Annotated in this window: 21 protein-coding genes; 7 read left to right on the forward strand and 14 right to left on the reverse strand. The window is 50.6% G+C overall.

Translation table 11 applies throughout. From position 1 onward, the window contains the following. Positions 1-10 precede the first annotated feature (10 nt). Complete coding sequence (locus AB1552_00845) at positions 11-421, forward strand: threonyl-tRNA synthetase editing domain-containing protein (protein ID MEW6052322.1); 411 nt, start codon at positions 11-13, stop codon at positions 419-421. Between the two features lie 18 nt (positions 422-439). After that, positions 440-709 (forward strand): cupin domain-containing protein, encoded by a 270-nt coding sequence (locus AB1552_00850; protein ID MEW6052323.1) that lies wholly within the window; start codon positions 440-442, stop codon positions 707-709. A 31-nt stretch (positions 710-740) separates the two neighbouring features. On the opposite strand, the gene glgA is transcribed toward AB1552_00850, so the two are convergent. The 8 genes from glgA to AB1552_00890 all read right to left on the reverse strand — a co-directional run bounded on the left by glgA (position 741) and on the right by AB1552_00890 (position 6893). Next, complete coding sequence (gene glgA, locus AB1552_00855) at positions 741-1967, reverse strand: glycogen synthase (protein ID MEW6052324.1); 1227 nt, start codon at positions 1965-1967, stop codon at positions 741-743. Between the two features lie 24 nt (positions 1968-1991). Then, the gene (locus AB1552_00860) at positions 1992-2564 is read right to left on the reverse strand and encodes a CAP domain-containing protein (GenBank protein ID MEW6052325.1); all 573 of its coding nucleotides are present in this window, start codon (positions 2562-2564) and stop codon (positions 1992-1994) included. A 149-nt stretch (positions 2565-2713) separates the two neighbouring features. Continuing rightward, positions 2714-3298, reverse strand: coding sequence for a hypothetical protein (locus tag AB1552_00865; protein MEW6052326.1), 585 nt, complete (start codon positions 3296-3298; stop codon positions 2714-2716). A gap of 171 nt (positions 3299-3469) precedes the next feature. Continuing rightward, positions 3470-3907 carry a hypothetical protein gene (locus tag AB1552_00870; GenBank protein MEW6052327.1) on the reverse strand — a complete coding sequence of 146 codons (438 nt, stop codon included), beginning with the start codon at positions 3905-3907 and terminating at the stop codon, positions 3470-3472. Between the two features lie 2 nt (positions 3908-3909). Further along, positions 3910-4737, reverse strand: coding sequence for a radical SAM protein (locus tag AB1552_00875; protein ID MEW6052328.1), 828 nt, complete (start codon positions 4735-4737; stop codon positions 3910-3912). A 102-nt stretch (positions 4738-4839) separates the two neighbouring features. Then, positions 4840-5673 carry an aldo/keto reductase gene (locus AB1552_00880; GenBank protein ID MEW6052329.1) on the reverse strand — a complete coding sequence of 278 codons (834 nt, stop codon included), beginning with the start codon at positions 5671-5673 and terminating at the stop codon, positions 4840-4842. 99 nt (positions 5674-5772) lie between these two features. After that, complete coding sequence (locus AB1552_00885) at positions 5773-6153, reverse strand: YkvA family protein (GenBank protein ID MEW6052330.1); 381 nt, start codon at positions 6151-6153, stop codon at positions 5773-5775. A 92-nt stretch (positions 6154-6245) separates the two neighbouring features. Further along, positions 6246-6893, reverse strand: coding sequence for a SagB/ThcOx family dehydrogenase (locus AB1552_00890; GenBank protein ID MEW6052331.1), 648 nt, complete (start codon positions 6891-6893; stop codon positions 6246-6248). Positions 6894-6947: 54 nt separating this feature from the next. Here AB1552_00890 and AB1552_00895 point away from each other — a divergent pair, with 54 nt between their 5' ends. Continuing rightward, a complete protein-coding gene (locus AB1552_00895) occupies positions 6948-7670 on the forward strand; it encodes a DNA alkylation repair protein (GenBank protein MEW6052332.1) in 723 nt (240 codons plus the stop codon). A gap of 10 nt (positions 7671-7680) precedes the next feature. On the opposite strand, the gene AB1552_00900 is transcribed toward AB1552_00895, so the two are convergent. After that, positions 7681-8220, reverse strand: coding sequence for a lipocalin family protein (locus AB1552_00900; GenBank protein MEW6052333.1), 540 nt, complete (start codon positions 8218-8220; stop codon positions 7681-7683). A gap of 4 nt (positions 8221-8224) precedes the next feature. Further along, positions 8225-8992, reverse strand: coding sequence for a hypothetical protein (locus tag AB1552_00905; protein MEW6052334.1), 768 nt, complete (start codon positions 8990-8992; stop codon positions 8225-8227). A gap of 236 nt (positions 8993-9228) precedes the next feature. Here AB1552_00905 and xseA point away from each other — a divergent pair, with 236 nt between their 5' ends. From xseA to AB1552_00920, 3 genes are all read left to right on the forward strand, one after another. Next, positions 9229-10695, forward strand: coding sequence for an exodeoxyribonuclease VII large subunit (gene xseA, locus AB1552_00910; GenBank protein MEW6052335.1), 1467 nt, complete (start codon positions 9229-9231; stop codon positions 10693-10695). Beyond that, on the forward strand, positions 10646-10885 hold the full coding sequence (gene xseB / locus AB1552_00915) for an exodeoxyribonuclease VII small subunit (GenBank protein MEW6052336.1): 240 nt from the start codon (positions 10646-10648) through the stop codon (positions 10883-10885). The genes xseA and xseB overlap by 50 nt, the downstream gene beginning before the upstream one ends. A 105-nt stretch (positions 10886-10990) precedes the next feature. Beyond that, complete coding sequence (locus tag AB1552_00920) at positions 10991-11332, forward strand: hypothetical protein (protein ID MEW6052337.1); 342 nt, start codon at positions 10991-10993, stop codon at positions 11330-11332. A gap of 12 nt (positions 11333-11344) precedes the next feature. Here AB1552_00920 and AB1552_00925 read toward each other — a convergent pair whose 3' ends face one another. Continuing rightward, positions 11345-11722, reverse strand: a complete 378-nt coding sequence (locus AB1552_00925) for a hypothetical protein (GenBank protein MEW6052338.1) — start codon at positions 11720-11722, stop codon at positions 11345-11347. Positions 11723-11918: 196 nt separating this feature from the next. On the opposite strand from AB1552_00925, the gene AB1552_00930 reads away from it, so the two are divergent. Continuing rightward, positions 11919-12683, forward strand: a complete 765-nt coding sequence (locus tag AB1552_00930) for a tetratricopeptide repeat protein (GenBank protein MEW6052339.1) — start codon at positions 11919-11921, stop codon at positions 12681-12683. A 33-nt stretch (positions 12684-12716) separates the two neighbouring features. Here AB1552_00930 and AB1552_00935 read toward each other — a convergent pair whose 3' ends face one another. The 3 genes from AB1552_00935 to AB1552_00945 all read right to left on the reverse strand — a co-directional run bounded on the left by AB1552_00935 (position 12717) and on the right by AB1552_00945 (position 17077). Next, positions 12717-15251: an FtsX-like permease family protein gene (locus AB1552_00935; GenBank protein MEW6052340.1), complete on the reverse strand. Its 2535-nt coding sequence runs from the start codon at positions 15249-15251 to the stop codon at positions 12717-12719. Beyond that, the gene (locus AB1552_00940) at positions 15248-15892 is read right to left on the reverse strand and encodes an ABC transporter ATP-binding protein (protein ID MEW6052341.1); all 645 of its coding nucleotides are present in this window, start codon (positions 15890-15892) and stop codon (positions 15248-15250) included. The genes AB1552_00935 and AB1552_00940 overlap by 4 nt, the downstream gene beginning before the upstream one ends. Before the next feature lie 138 nt (positions 15893-16030). Next, complete coding sequence (locus AB1552_00945; protein MEW6052342.1) at positions 16031-17077, reverse strand: lipocalin-like domain-containing protein; 1047 nt, start codon at positions 17075-17077, stop codon at positions 16031-16033. Positions 17078-17114: the final 37 nt, after the last annotated feature.

Raw genomic sequence — 17114 nt, forward strand, 5'->3', positions numbered from 1 at the left:
GGGGAAAAATATGAAGCTGCTCCTTTTCTATGCCCACACCTGGTGGTTCAAAACCGCATCCAAAGGTCTTGCCCACGTACCGGATGCTGATTTGGAAGCCTCACTGGACAATACTGTGGTGGTGTTCTTCCATGCCGAGCAAGAGGATGAGGAAAAAGGCAAGGGACTTCTTGACAAGCTGATAAAGAACATTAAGTGGCTTGCCGGGAAATTCGTCACAAAAAATGTCGTCATCCATTCATTCAACCACCTGTCAACGAGCAAGGCGTCGTCTGAATTTTCCGAACAGATGATCAAGCAGGCTGCAGACAGGTTGCAGCACGCGGGGTATACGGTCATGTGTACTCCGTTCGGGTATTTCAACCAGTTTAAAATACACGTCAGCGGAGAAAGCCTTGCAAAGGTGTTCAAGGAGTTATAAATGGGAAAGGAGAAACGCATGGAGATCAGGATCGAAAAACCCTCGGAACAACTGCTCGAAAGCCGCAAGGTGAAGGCATGGCCTGTGTGGGAAAAAGAGGTATCGCGCTTTGACTGGCATTACGATGCGATAGAGGAATGCTATTTCCTCGAGGGCAAGGTCACGGTTGAGACAAAAGACGGGGAAAAAGTCGAAATCGGGAAGGGAGATTTCGTGACATTTCCGAAAGGGCTCTCATGTGTATGGGATATCAGGGAGCCGGTAAGGAAGCATTACAATTTCAGATGATGCATGTCTGATGCATGCATGCAGGTCGTTATTAATGCTGCTGTTGAACCAGATCACGGTAGAACTGCAGCGTCTTTTCCGCGACGGTCTTCCAGCTGAACAGGGCAATAACCCGTGCCCTTGCCTTAATGCCCATGCTTCTCATCGTGTCAGGTGACGCAAGCAGGCTTTGTATCGCTTCCGCAAGATGCTCCGCGTATCGCTTCGGGTCCCGGGGTTCGGGATTATCCGGTCCCATCGGTGCAAACGGGACTGTCAGCCCCGTTTCCCCGCTGACGACCACCTCGCGGATGCCGCCAACAGCAGCGGCTACTACAGGTGTTTCACAGGCCATGGCTTCGGCATTAATCAGTCCGAATGGTTCGTAGATGGAAGGACAGACAAACACTGCCGCGTGGGTATAGAGGGTGATAAGATCGTCTCTCGGAACAAAGCGGTCCACCCAAATGATCTCATGAGCCGTCTCTGTCTGTGCCTGCCTTACCCTTCCGGTCATCTCCTGTGCGATTTCACCGGTATCAGGGTCCGCAGCAACCAGCACGACCTGCGCAGAGGGAGCAACGTAGCGTACCGCATTGAGAAGGTGAAAGAGACCCTTCTGTCTCGTAATTCTTCCTACAAAGAGAATAAACGGTTTGTCAGGTTTGATATGGTACCGTGACAGTATCGCATGGTTTGGCCTCGGTCTGTACTGCTGCACATCTATGCCGTTCGGGATTGTGCGTATTTTTGCAAAGGGGATACCGTAGAGGTCGTGAATTGCCGTCCTCATCGACTCTGAAACAGCAATAATGCCGTCTGCGTTTTCAAGCGCTGTCCTCTCCATCCAGGTGCTTGCCTTGTATGCGGCGCCAAGCTGTTCTTCTTTCCAGGGTCTCTGGGGCTCAAGGGAATGCACGGTAATCACGAGGGGGACCCGGAACATCTGCTTTACAAGACATCCGGCAAGATGTGTATACCAGGTATGACAATGGACAATATCCGTTCCTGATACCGCGCCGACCATCATGATATTCCTGCAGAGGGTATCCAGCAGTTTTCTGTGCCTGCCGCCGGGGAAGGGAAAATCTCCGTTCAGGTGCATGCCTTCGACCGATACATTCCCTTTATGCACTTTCTGGTCACCGAAACAGAGAACCGAGATATCGTTGCCGGCGCCGTTCAGGGAAGACAATTCACGGGTGAGGTATTCCACATGCACCCCTGCCCCGCCGTATATGCGGGGAGGATATTCATTCGTGAAAAGCGTAATCTTCATCGTCTTTTTCTGTCAGAAGAACTCTCAGTGTTTCGCCTTTCCCAGCACCAGCGTCCAGTACATCCTCAGGGTTTTGCTTTTTGCATATGCAGCCCCTGCCTCGGCAAACGCCGGGGTCATGATGTTTTTGCAATGCATCTCGGACTTCAGCCATGCACGTAACGCCTCATCCGGAGACCGGTACCCCTGACCGACATTCTCTCCGTACGATGTCCACCGGTAGCCCGCTTTTGCAAGTCTTTCTTCCGGATCGCTATTGTCAGAGCCCCTGTGGCTCAGGAAGCCATTCCTTGCCATGTCCAGAGAATGTGCGAGGGATGCCTGTCCAAGCCTGTCATTCCAGGTTACCGGCTTGGCAGGCTTATAGTAGGTAGTGCCGCACATCCTTCCTTTCGCGCGAGCCTGGTTTAGATGCCCGATGATATCCTTCACGTAGGCATCGTCCCCCGTGTCCCACCATGAAGACGAGATCAGGCTGCCACCGCACCCGCAGCAGAGGGCGATAATGCCTATAAGAATAATTTTTCTTACTCTGGTCATTGAAAAAATCTTTTCATTATAAATGACCCCGGCAATCAGGTCAATTTTTTCAGGCATGTGATGAGGTGAACTGACCGGAAGAAGTCCTCGGAATCGGGCGCACTCCCTCTGCCCAGCAGATGGCAGTCCTGCAGAGGGAACTCACTCTTTACGGGTGCAGGGAATGCGAAATAGAACCCGGCTACGGGCCGTTTCTCCCTTCAGAATCAGGGTGTCTGCAGATAATTTTCGATTGTCTCTGCCGTGCTGTCAAGCATTGATGCTGTTGACCGGTCTGAATCCCTGGATTCCCTGCTGACTGCAGACTCATAGGCTCTGTAACCCTTGAATGTCGTGTTTACCGTAATGGTGCCCTGTAAACCATATTCATAGACATACAGGTACATCTTCATCTTTATTTTTCCCGTGATCCTGGTCGACTGCTTGTTCTCCGAACCGGTGAACGAGAGACTGACGATATCGACATCAACATCTGCCCCGAGTATCTCTCCCAGCGCTTCCTCGAAATAGCTTTCCATGTCATCAGGATCGAGCAAAACGGTAAATTTTCTTGCCTTCTGGCTCCATGACCCTTCCATATCGATCATCTCGAATGTGCCGTCATCATGGAAAACGAATTCATCTTCAAAATATGTGGTTTCCTTTTCGGTCCCGTATCCCTTAATAGTAACCTTTGCCGTTGTTTTGCCTTCCACATCCCATGCGCCTTCGACCAGTGCCCATGCCTGACTGCAGAAAAGAACTATTATTAAGACAAGGCTGAGTATCAGTGGAACATATTTCCTGTACATATCTCCTCCTTTGAGAAGAAAACGTTCGAAAGATTAAAATAAAATTTTTCGGATAGCGATTGAGAAACAGCTGAGACCCCTGTCATTCTATCCATCCCCCTGTCCACTCCCATATGGAAGCACAGCCCCGAATGGGGTGTCAAGGAGAAAACAACAGGTTTGCCCAGTGGGCTATTTTTTGAACATATCCCGGAGCTTAGCCCTCATTTTGAGAAAAAGGGAGAACTGCCGTGAACAGAAAAGCAGTCTGGACAGGGTTATCTCCGGAGGGGCTTCCGTGCTCACTTCAAGATTATTTGCATGCACGATCGATTCGGGTTCCGGATGCACTGGGAGAGAGCCGACCTTCTCGACGCATTTGCATATCGGATGGAATTTTCCTTTCAGAATATACGCCCTGACCTCCTGCTGCACACGGCCGTTCCAGATTTCCTGAAAGGTCTGCACTGACAGATCACCGACCGAATCCACCTGATAACAGCAATTCCTGATCTTTGTTCCGTCCTCTATCCACATCTTCATCCAGGGGAGCGTGCAGAAAGGTTGTTCATTCTTCAATCGTTCCCGGATAAAATCCCTGAGCTGGTCTTTTTTGACAATCGTTTCCATGATCAGCTGAAAAATTCATTCTCCCTGGTATATTCTGTTTCGAAAATCACCCTGTGCGCTTCCGCGATCTGCATACATCTCTCCCTGACGCGCTTGAAATCCTCATACAGGTCTCTGTGTTCGAGTATGGCCTGTTCAGCGTATCTGAAATGAAACCCGTTCCGCGTATGATCTCTGTAATCATTCTCGTAACTCTGCTTTCTCATATGCCATGTCTTGAAATTCCTGATGCCGATTTTTATGCCGTTTTCGATGAACTGCGGCAGTTCCCGGTAGTTCTCCTTCATGATCACAAACAGCAGCATGATCCTGGTATCCTTCTGCTGTTCCTGAAACCTTTTTACAAGATATGCGACATTCCCGAGGGTTTTTTCGAGCGTATAGCTGCCGTGCCCCCTGATTTTCCGATATGTCCCTTCTGTGCCGGCGTCGATGCTGAGACCGATATCCTTCACGTTGTGGGGTATCAGTTTTTCCACGTTTTCTTTGTCCAGCAATTGTCCATTCGAAAAAAAACTGAAAGGAATACGGGGGTCAAAATGCTCAAGAAAATAAAAAAAAGACTTTGACAGCAACAATTCTCCCAGCCCGCAAAAGAAGATATGGTGCACATTGAGAAACAGGTCCCTGTTTTCCTCCATTATCCTGCTGTCCAGATGTCTCATCGGCCGGTAGCCGTTATCTCCGGCTATGGATTTCAGGGCACACATAGGGCAGGGTGGCCATATATTGCATCCCCTGAAGAGCTCGACTTCCAGCGTGAGAGGATATTTCTCGCACACAGGGGAAAACTTGTATGCAGGATGCGACGCAACATTGGAATTATTCACTCTTTTTCCTCACTCATCGTCCTCCTGCAACGGTACTTGCTTCACAACAGATATTGTGTTTCATGTCAAATATCACAGCTCCGGCATGCTGACAATCCGCGTTCATGGCTTGTAGTACATAAGCTGCCTTGCAAATGGCGAAACACGCCGGATCATTTCATGCATCTGCTCTTCTCCCATCGGCGTGAAACGCGATGCAAACCGGACATTTTCCTCAAGCTGCGCGGTGCTGTCACAACCGATGACTGCGGCAGCTATTGGCTGTGACAGGGCAAAATGCAGGAAAGGCTCCATGCTCTCTACCCACGGCAGTTTTGCGGCAAATCCCCTGAAATAGACCTTCATTCCCACTATGCCCATCCCCTTATCCTGTGCGAGGGGAATTACCTGCTCAAGGAAACTGCGGTATGAGGGCTCTGCAGGATTAACCGGCAGCAGCACGGTATCGAAATCAAAAAGCCTGATGCACTGCTGTAAGATAAGGGGATCATGATGTCCTGTTACCCCGATGAAGCGTGTCTGCCCCTTTTCTCTGGCTTTGCGGAATGCTTCAAGCGCACCGTCCGGACCGAATATCTCGCCGATATCCTGCTGAGTCCTGACGTCGTGCACCTGCCAGAGATCCAGATGGTCTGTCTTCATAGTACGCAAGGTTTCCTGCAGGTGCTCCTGCGCACCCTTTTTGTCCCGTGCATGGGATTTACTCGTCAGGAATATCTCCTGTCTCCGCTCTTTCAATGCTTTGCCGTAGTACGACTCGCTTCCGGAATAGGCCCGTGCCGACTCAAAATAATTGATGCCGAGGTCCAGCGCGCGATTGATCAATGTATAGGCTTCCCTGTCATATCCGTATGTCCTCAGAACCCCTTCACCTCCGAGGCCGAGGATCGTCACCTGAACGCCGGTTTTTCCGAGCTGTCTCTTCGGAATGCTCACTGGCCTATGTCCGTTTCCCTTCCCATTACATTTCAACTGTTGTTGCGGGCACCTGCGCTCTCAGCAATCTGCAGTGAGTCTCCGCAAAAGGTTGCCCGGCTATCTTTTCGCACGCCATTCCCGATAGTGGTCAATTTCCTTTTTGAGTGAATTGAGCACGAACAGCACAATGGCTGCATCATCGGCAAACCCTACCGCACCCAGAAAGTCCGGGACAGTATCAAGCGGAGAGAGAAAGTAGAGGAGTGCGGCAATCGCAAACAGAAGGGTTTTTTTCGAAACCCCTGCATATTCACCAGAACTCCAGTCTCTGACAAGTCCTGCCAGTATCTGAAGGTCCCCCCTGAAACCCCTGATCAATCCTTCTTTGCGCGTTGCATACTCTTTCACCGCAGCAAGGAACCGCGAGCGGCTGTGAGGGTCCTGCAGATAGCCCCTCGCAAGGGTCAGAAATCTTTGAAATCCTTTTGGTCTTCGCATATTTATGCCGGGAGTTGAACGTCTCTGCTGACGCAGGAAACATCACGTATTGATAGGGAATAAAACGCGCAGATCGCCGGCCCGTTCTCTCTTTATTGCATCTTATACCCGAGCGGCATCACATACAGCGGCACCATGTCCTTTGACAAACCGAGCGATTTTCTGATTTCCGCTTCCTTTATCCCTGCCACAAGGCAGGTGCCGATGCCGCGTGCCGCAGACATGAGATAGACGTTCTGGGCGATTGTCCCTGCGGTAGCGTGTGCCCAGTTGAGTTTATTCTCTTTTGAGGAAAACATGCCGGGAATCTTTTCCATGTCCGCAACAAATATGAGTATGTGCGACGCCTTTGCTACAAATCCCTGCCCTGACATGTTCCCCTTCACATTCGCGGAGAGGATTGATTTCAGCTGGTGGTGCGGGGCATCATACAGATAACTCCCGGCATCAGTCACGATATATATATCGATGTAGTCCTCTCCGTACGCAGACGGTGCCGTTCGCTTGCCGTTTGGCCTGTTCACCCCATTTGCAGCCCAGAGGATTGCGGAAAGATCTTCCGGAGAGAGTGAAACGGACGTATATTCCCTCACGCTTTGTCTCTTTTCAAGGGCAGAAACGAGGTCTGTTGTTGCAGTCGGGGGATATTTCGGGAGTTCGATGTCTTTCCCGGATGCAAACACTGAAGCCACAAGGAACACAACAGACAGGCAAGTAAGGAAAAAAATGTTCTGCTTCATCTTCCGCCTCCTTTTTTCAGTATTATATTACATCAGGGAAGAAAAGAAAAAAGCATGGGTTCATCGATTGAGAATATCAGAAAAGATCTGCACACGCTGGGCAACCCTGACAAGGCAAAGATACTGACACGGTTTTTCAAAACCGGCAGGGGCGAATACGGCGAGGGTGATGTCTTTCTCGGGATCACTGTCCCGGAACAGCGCAGGATTGCAAAAAAATACCCCGGACTCTCTCTCAATGACCTCCGGCAGCTGCTTGCAAGCAGGATACATGAACACCGGATGATCAGCCTGCTTATCCTGATCGCGAGATACAGGAAGGCGGACGAAATAGGCAGGAAGGAGATCTTTGATTTTTATCTGGACAATATCGCACGTATTAACAACTGGGACCTGGTGGATCTTTCAGCCCCGCATATCGTGGGGGATTACCTGCTTCGCGGGGACAGATCGCTGCTCTACCGCCTGGCACATTCCCGGAGCCTCTGGGAAAGAAGAATTGCGATCATGGCAACCTTCGCGTTTATCAGAAAAAATCAGTTTGAAGATACATTCAGTCTTGCCCGTATGCTCCTGCAGGACAGGCATGACCTGATTCACAAGGCAGTGGGATGGATGCTCAGGGAGATCGGGAAGAGAGACCGGGAAGCAGAAGAACAGTTCCTGAGAAGGCATTGCCGGGAAATGCCGAGAACCATGCTCAGGTATGCAATCGAGAGGTTTGATGCAGAGAAGAGACAATCCTACCTGAAAAACCTTTCTACCGCCCCGGGATAACTCTTCTGATTTACCGGGTTGCCTGGATCGTCTTCAGCAACCGTCCCACATCGTATTCCTGCAGTTTTAGCCGTTCAAGTATTCCGCGGTACAGAGATTCATCCATGCGGGGAGTCCGGCTCAGAATCCAGAGATATTTTCTTTCAGGATGGCCTACGACCGCATACTCATAGTCATGCCCGATGTCGATAATCCAGTATGGACCATAGAACGGCCAGAAAAAGGTGACCTTGAGTTTCGCATTCGTCTTCTGATCAACAACGGTCGCCTTCCCCTTCGCATATACCACCGGACCGTCAAGGGTGTGTTTCCGGCACTGATTGAGCACATCTATCCTGCCGTCTTTCCGGAGAGTGTAGGTAGCAGTGCTTGCCACGCACCCCTCCTGAAAGCTGTTCGGATAACGCGCAATCTCGTACCACACTCCGGTATATCTCTGCAAATCGATATGGGACACAACCTTCAGAGTGGATGCCGTGCGGGTACCACAGGACAGAAGGCACACACATGAAAGCACTGCAAGCAGAAAAGCCCCCATCTGTTTCATCATGCAGTTACTCCACCACAATCTTCACCTCATCAGAAAACAGGATCCTTCCCGAAGGTCTCTGGAAGAACCCCGCGGTATCTGCGTTTTCTGTGCCGTAAAGAAAGGCTGCGGTCAGGCTGTACGTGCCGGGAAAATCGGGTGCCCTGAGAGTGAACGCCACGGTGCCTGCGGGAAAAACCCCGCTTTCGCGATCCATCTTCTGGTCAAGCACCTGAACATGGTTCATGTTTCGTTTTGTACCACTCACCCGCCGTTCAAGCCACGTCTTCTGGATATGTCCTTCCTGTTCTTCAACGATGGGCTCGCCGACAATACTCCATCCGTCCGCTGTAACAGGTCGTGCCTGATAGCGCAGGGGTTTGTCTACCAGCATGATACCGACTGCAGGGCCATTGCCGCCTTTAAAACGTACCGTTGCCAGTATCTCGGTGTTTTTTTTCACCCTTGAAGGAACATTTATCGTTACAGATGCGAGTGCGTCAATCTGCTGTGCATCCCGGATGATCTTTTCCTTCCTGTCTTTGGTCAGCTCAAGATAGGGAGAAGGTGGCAGTTCCGCGCGGATCAGGGCATAGTGCTTGTGCGCTGCAGTCTCTTTTGCGGACATCTGATCGGGCAATTCAGGCATATAGGTAGCTTTGGCAACAGCATGGCAGGATGCGCAAGAGGGGGTTGCATCGGTCACATAGAGCGGTGTTCCATTCGGGTAACCATACACAGTGCCTGCCGTTGTCAGCAATACGACTCCTGCGAAAAAAAGCAATCTTTTCATGGCCTTTCTCCTTTACAGGATCTCTTTTACACACATTATAGAACATCCGCAACATTCTGCAACCGGTCAAGAAAGGTGAAGCGTGTCATCACGGATAACGCAGACGAGTATCATTCTTCTCAGGGAAACACAGGGCTTCGCAGTTATCCTCCCTGGACAGCTGTCTGCGGGAGTGTATCTTGTAAATAAGGTGAAAAACTGCGGAAGAAACAGAGACGGATGGGGAGAAACGTTATGTGGTGACTTTCACGGTCAATCTTTACTATAGTAATACTGTGCATTATCTCAGCTTACAGGAACTCGGCGCCCTCATCAAAACGACGATTCATTCCACCCTTTCTGATGAGTACTGGGTAACTGCGGAAATCGCACAACTGAACTGCCATTACCACTCCGGGCACTGCTATATCGAGCTGGTCGAAAAAACGGATGCATCCGTCACCGCCCAAATGAGGGCAACCATTTGGGCAAGGGACTACAAAAGAATTACCGCTGCCTTCCTTAATATGACCGGTCAGGAACTTCAGCCCGGCATGAAAGTGCTGGTGCTTGCCCGGGTAAATTTCCACGAGCTCTACGGATTATCCCTCAATATTAAAGATGTCGATCCACGCTACACACTGGGGGAAATGGCATTGAGGAGGAAACAGATACTGGAACAGCTCACCAGGGAGGGTATCATAGACATGAACCGAAAGGTGCATCTGCCCCCTGTGCTCCAGCGCATTGCGGTCGTCTCCTCGGTAACCGCTGCAGGGTACAGGGACTTCCTGAGCAGGCTCGAAAACAACCCTTACGGATACCAGTTCTCTCACAGGCTCTTCCAGGCATATGTCCAGGGCGAAAAGGCCGAGGAATCGATACTGCATGCCGTGAGGGAATGCCTGAGATTCAGGGACCGTTTTGATGCGATTGTGCTCATACGTGGAGGAGGGTCAATCATCGACCTTCACTGCTTTGACAGTTATCCTGTTGCAAAAGAAATCGCACTGTCTCCCCTTCCTGTCCTGACCGGCATAGGCCACGAAAAAGACGAGACGGTTGCCGACAGGGTTGCCAATATGAGGCTGATAACCCCCACCGCAGTGGCAGAGTTTCTCATATCGAGGGCAAAGCTCTTTGAGGACAATATCGATGCGCTGAAACATGCGCTGATAACCAGAACCCATGAACTTGTGCACAGGGAAAGACTCATTCTGAAAAGCCTCGCAGAAAATCTCTCGCAATGCTCCCGGCACTTTCTCCTGTCCATATCCGGCATACTGGGCAACAACATGCACGCGCTTCAGGCGCGCGCACTGTCAGCAATCAGGAATCCTTCGCTCAGACTCGCGGCGTTTGAAGGGAGACTGAAAAATGCGTCCGACAGCCTCTTCAAGACTATGTCCCGCACCTTAGTGGAACACGCCAGGGCGCTCAAGGTGCATCCGAAACACATGCTGACGATGCACACGCAGATGCTCGAAAAGCATGCGACAACAATACGGTTGCTGAACCCCCTGAATATCCTGAAGCGGGGGTACAGCCTGACCCTTCTGAACGGCAGGGTTTTGAAGGATATCAGTCATGTCAGCAAGGCTGATATAATAGACACAAGGTTATACAATGGAAGCATTGTCAGCATTGTAGAGGATATCAGGGAGGAGAAACAGAGTGAACAGGCAGAAAAAAATCACCTATTCACAGGCGATAGAGGAGCTTGAGGGAATAATTCAGGATATCGAGACGGAAAATATTGATGTGGATGCCCTCACCGAAAAGGTCCGGAGGGCTACCACTCTGATAAAGTTCTGTAAAAGGAACCTGAGAACAACCGAGGAAGAAGTGAAAAAGGTTCTTTCCGAAATCGAAGAAACGCCTGAATCTGAAGAGGCAGAAAACGAGCCCTTCTGATCAACCCCTGTATGCAGCGCATCGGGACTTGAAATCTGCGCGCATCGGCTGGGAAATCGTCATGCGGGTAACACCGGGTACGGAAACCCGGAAAAAGGAGAACACATGAATCTGAATATCTTTGCACTGAAAAAAAACGCGCTTGACTCTGAAAGCGGAGAAGCAATCCTCGGCTCTCAGGAAACCGGAAGTCATGCGTGCTACCTTATTTACGGGGTGTTAAAACCCGGGGAAAAAGGAAGAGTAGTGAAGCCCGGAAAAGGTCACGAGGAAATCATCCTCGCCATGAAGGGAGCACTGAATGTAAGCGGGCATTATTCCGGTTATCTGCAGGAAGGATCTGCATTCCATGTATCCGGAGAAGATACCTGCTACCTTGAGAACCCGGAGGATTCCGATGCGGTATATATTATTGCAGGGGGTCATTCGGGGTCCGGTCATCACTGAACCCGCGCGCAGTCACTGCCCGAACAGCGTGCGCAGGAAAAAATAGGCGCCTCCTGCCATGACTATGGCGGCCAGCACGATGAGCAGAATCCTCATGAGGGTGTATTCTTTTTTCTGACTCCTCTTTCCGGGTTTCCGTGTCCGGGGTCTGGCCGTTTTTTTCTGTCCGGTTCCCGATGATTTGCCCGGACTCCTCAGGGATCTCCTTTCCGATGCCTTCGGTTCACCGTTTCCGGATGTCTGCTGCTTTTTCCTGATTTCAAGAAATTCCGATATCTTGAAGTCCTTGTACTCAACCTCAAGTTCCGCGTCCGGTCTCGGCACCTTTTTTCCGCATCCCGCGCAGACATCTTTCCCTTTCAGTTCTTCACCACAGTAAGGACATTTCATTTGCTGGCTATTCCCTGGATTCATTTTTTCACCGGCTACAGCATTTTAATACCACTGCCGCGAAAATTCAATACAGGAATTTTTTCTGCGAGGAATTCTCTCAGCCGGATGATGAACCGGCTGCCGGATTTTCGGAATGATACGCAAAAAGTCAGTGTAATAGTATAATAACGTTAGGCAGCGCACATTCTGTACGATGATGGACAAACAGGATAAAATACAGATCACTTCAAGCCTCCACAAGGAAATATCTACGCAGGCGCTCATTGACGGCAAGAAGTTTCTTATCCTGACCGAGGAAATTGATCCCCGCAAGCACCATCTCACGACAAAAGTCTATCTTGGCGGAAAGATCCTGATGACAAGAGACGTGGAGTGCGCACATATCCTAAATGCGCCGGATGCGGAAAAAAGACTTGCGGAACTGATTCACCGGCAGCACAAAATACTCCTGGGAATGCTCAAGGCAGACCATGAACAGAAAGTGAAGAAACCTTCAGATTATCTTGATGAGATAAAAATCCTTCTCCAGAAAAAAAACCTCAAGAAAGCCCTTGATCTGCTTCTTGCCGCACTTGAGCAGTATCCTGATGAGCCTTTCCTCCTCTCCTACTATGGGTGCCTTGAAGCCATCATCAACAAAAATCATGCATATGGCATAGAAGTGTGCCTCAGTGCGATACGGATATGCGATGAGAAGATGCCCTTCGGTCACGAGATTTTCTATCCCACGTTTTACCTCAATCTTGGAAGGGCTTATCTTGCTGCCAGAAAGAAAAAGGAAGCGGTCGCCGCATTTCAGAAAGGCCTTACGTACGACAGGGAAAACAAGGATATTCTCTGGGAAATGAGAAAACTCGGCGTCCGGAAAAGACCACTTGTTCCGCATCTGAAAAGGGCAAACCTGATCAATAAATATATCGGTCTGATACTTCACAGGCTCGGGAAAAGCGGCCCCTGAAAAACCCGCCTTTTGCCGTTTCGACGACACCGTTTACTCGAAACTCACAAACCGCCGGGGGTCTATCTTTCGAGCAACTTTTGAAGGAAGAAACCCTGCAAATACTGTCGTCACAAAAAGGATAAAGGTCACCGCAGACAGAGAGAGAACAGGTACGCGGAAATGAATCTCCCATCCGAAGGAGATCTTGTTGACCACCTGAATCAGGATGAAACTCATTACAGGCCCGAGAAGCATCCCCAATACAATCCCGGCAACTCCCACAAGTCCGGCCGAGAGCATGAGATTCTGCTGTACCTGCGACCAGCTCCCTCCCAGATACCGCAGGATGCTGATCTCCCGTTTCCGCTCGAATACAAGGGCAAGAAGAGTGTTGATTACCCCTATCAGGGAAACAAGGATTGAGATGATTTCGATCGCATAGGTGATCGCAAAGCTCTTGTTGAAGATGTCCAGCACCTTATCCCTGAGTTCCTGATTGTTCATGATTTCAAGAGAGTATTCAGGCGACAGCCGCTCCCTTACCTTATGGATAAACCCGGCGACATCAGCATCTTTTTTCAGATATACGCTGATCTGCGTCGCATCGTCAATACCCCAGTACCTCTTCAGCCACTTCCGGTCGAGGTAAATAAACCCTGCGGTGGTTGCGTAACTCGAAAAGATATCGTTAATGGTAAACTGCACATTCCCTGACGGAGATTCCAGCGTAATCGGGTCGCCCTTCTTCAGTCCGTATTTAATGCTCAGGAACTGGGAAATTCCGGCAACCTGTTCCGGCCCCCCCATCTCGCTCAGCACTTTCTCATACGCCGGGTCAGAATATTTCCTGTGAAGGTATTCTCTCTTGATCCCCGTATCGGCAAACCCTGCCGTCACCTTTTTGCCGTTCAGTTCGAGCTGCATCCCCCTGAATTTATCGATACCTTCCACCTCAGGGAACCCCAGCACCGCCCGGATGACCTCATCGGACATCGGATAAAAGCAATAGTTCGCCGTGCAGGATGCGGGTTTGATATACACATCCGCGGTGATGTTCTTATGTATCCATCCCATGAGTGATCCCCTGAAGGAAAAAATGAGGGCTAATAACGCAATGATCAGGGCGCTGCTGATGGCTACGCTCATTAGGGCGACAGAAAACCGGTAGGTGCTGCCGTTCATGTCCCCGATCGTGATCACGCCGGATGCCCCGAAAATCTTTTCAAGGGGAATTCGCAGAATGCGGAGGATTATCCGAAGATACAGGGGGGAGGCAAGCGTGAATCCCATGATAATGAGGAGTATCCCTCCGTACGCGAGTGCAGGAAACTCAAACGGCGCAAACCTGTAGTCCAGATAGGAGATGCCGGTCCCGCCTGCAATGCAGGCAATTCCGGCAAGAGAAATTATCCCGTAATATCTCCTGTACCTGCTCTCAAAAGACCCTTCCCTCGCACTCTCGGTCGGCCTGATCTTCGAGGCTTCATAGGACGGGATGGAAGAGGCGAGGAGAGATACCAAGAGGCCCAGCATCAGGGCCATGAGTGCATCTTTTGCGGTAATCATGTAATCAGCCATCGATATGGTGCTGTACATCGTTGAGATGGTCTTTTCGACCGCGATGACTGAAAAATATGCCGCGAACTGTCCCAGAAGAATGCCGAGGAGTGATCCGACCAGTCCCAGCACCAGCCCATGGATGAGAAACAGCAACACCACCGTCCCCTTGCCTGCCCCGAGACCTCTCAGAATGCCTATCTCGGTCCTTCGTTTTACCACGGAAATGAACACCGCATTGTAGAGGAGAAATATTCCCACAAGGATGGCGATGAGGCTGACGAACTGGAGATTGTACCTGAAGGATGCGATCAGCGCCTTCTGGTTGCTGAAGATCTCCTCCTTCCTCTCGATGCGCAGATGCGGGGGGAGCGTTTTCCGGAGCCCGGCAACTGTTCCTTCGTCTGATATCAGATCGATCCTGGACAATGTCCCGCTCCTGCCGAAATATTCCTGGTAATTCCCGATATCCATGATGACACTGTTGGTGAGAAGTGATTCGGCGTCAAGGATACCGGCTATTTTCAGGGGATACTCCCTGTCATACACCAGGGCGTGTATCACATCCCCCTTATGCAGGGAATGCCTGGCGGCGAATTTATTTGTGACGAGAATACCGTTCACATTCCGGTACAGCGCTTCGATGTCTATCTGCTGATGGGGTGCAGACCGGAAAAACCTGCCGGCCTTCACCGTATAGATACCGTTGATATCGATCGTATCCCTGAACGCTGCAACATACCCGAAGGTTTTCAGGACCGGAAAACTTTCCTCTGCGACAGCACGGACATGCGGATATGCCCGCTCGTCGAAATCGATTCCCGAGATGTCCAGGACCTCATAATTGGCATAGGGATTCGTTCCCGTGATCCCTGCTTCGAAAGACGCAATTGCACGGTCAGAGGCAACTTTCACTCCGGTAAAGAGCCCGATGCCTAGTGCGATCCCGACGACAGACAGGAAGGTAAGGAATTTTTCCTCTCTGATATTCCTCAGTATCAGTATTCTGACAAGGCTGAGAAACCTCATTCCATCAATGCTCCATCCCTGATCTTCACAATTCTCCCGGCATATTCCGCAATATACGATTCATGCGTGACAAGAATGACGGTCTTGTCCGAGCTCTTAATGCATTGCATGATGAGGCCCATCACCATTCTGCCGGTATCGCTGTCCAGGCTCCCGGTAGGCTCGTCTGCAAGAATGACCGCCGGGTCGTGCACGAGAGCCCTCGCAATCGCCACACGCTGCTGCTCTCCTCCCGAGAGCTGAAAGGGATATTTGTCCTCTTTTCCGGCAAGTCCTGTGCGCACGATATAGTCGGATACCCTCTCTCTGTCCTCATTCCCGTTCAAAAGCAGGGGCATCGCAATATTCTCGAATACGGTAATATTCGGCAGCAGGTTGAAAAACTGGAAAATGAACCCTACCCTTTGCCTCCGGTAGAGGGTCAGTGCATCGTCCCCGAAACGCGATATCTCGCTGTCATGCACGAAAATTCTCCCTCCATCAGGACGGTCCATGCCGCCGATGAGGTTCAGAAGGGTGGATTTCCCGGAGCCTGAACTTCCCATGACCGAGATGAACTCGCCTTTGTGCACTTCAAGCGTGATGCCTTTGAGGACCTTATGCCCGCCATAGGATTTTTCTACATTCTCGAGTCTGATCATACGCGGAAACCCGATATCCTCTCCTGTTTTCCTGTGGTCAGGCAAGGCATGGAGGCGATATGGCGCATATTCCGACTATGCTCCTTTTGTTTCCGGCATTCCGGTTTCATCATACCTGTCATTGCGTAAAAACCCATCTCAGTACCCGGTCATCTCGACATACGCCCTGCCCTTTGCCGAACCTTCGACCCTGCAGGCTCCTTCCCAGTAATAGTTTCCGGTTGAATTGTACGCAAGGACCTCCTGATCCGCAAGAAGCGGGATGACCGTTATCGAGATATGCTCGGAGGGAACGGTGATCTCCCACCGGGATGGATATCGCGCCCCTGTCTTGCTGGACGTGTAATGGTCTTGCACCCTGACAGAAAACCGGTCACGTGAGAGATACCGGTATTTTCCGTTGCGGTCTATGAATGTTCCCGACGAAGACCGGTCGAGAGTACCGTCTTTGTTTCTCATCAGATAAAGCATAAGCTCCCTGTTATCATCAAGCTGTACGCTGAACCAGTCCCAGCCCGCGAGCTTTTCATCCAAACCCCTTGAAGAGATCTCGCGGTCAAACCAGCTGTTGCCCTTCACCGTGAATACGTCGCCCCCTATCCGCAGTGTCCCCTCTGTGCGCAGGCTGGAAAAGGAGAAATAGAAGGATGCCAGGAGGGGCGATGCATCCGATTTCCGCGAATATCCGTGTTCGCCGTGCAGCACCACAGGTTTCAGGGGTACCAGGTGCAGGTCTATGCGTTTCTCCCGGTCTTCAGCCCTCAAATGCATCTTTGCGGGACTGCCTTCGAGCACAGTAGAATCAACCCATACCTTCAGTTGTGTATCGCTGGCGCCTGCAAACCCGAATGCACCCGTGTCTGTCTTCTCAGAGAAATAGAAGGTGTTTTTTGCAATATCCGAGACCGCAAAATGCGAGATGTAGAGAGTATTGACACCGAACCGTGAGGAGTAATCCTTTTTTTGTACCCCGACAATAAAAAACGTAAGCTCGTATCCGAATTCCCTGCCGCTGTCATCATACAGATGCCCGGTCACGTACCACCACTGGACCCGGTAATCCTTCTGATAGAAGAATGCACCCGGAAAGGCAAAGGTATGCTCTTCAGTAATGTCGAGGAATTCCTGCGCAGAGACAGGCAAGCAGAGAAAGAAAACAAGGAATACCGGCAGCAGTTTCTTCATGTATCTATTATAGTGTACCGGATCTCTTCATGTTCCA

The organism is Nitrospirota bacterium (genome assembly GCA_040754395.1).
GTDB lineage: Bacteria > Nitrospirota > Thermodesulfovibrionia > Thermodesulfovibrionales > SM23-35 > JBFMCL01.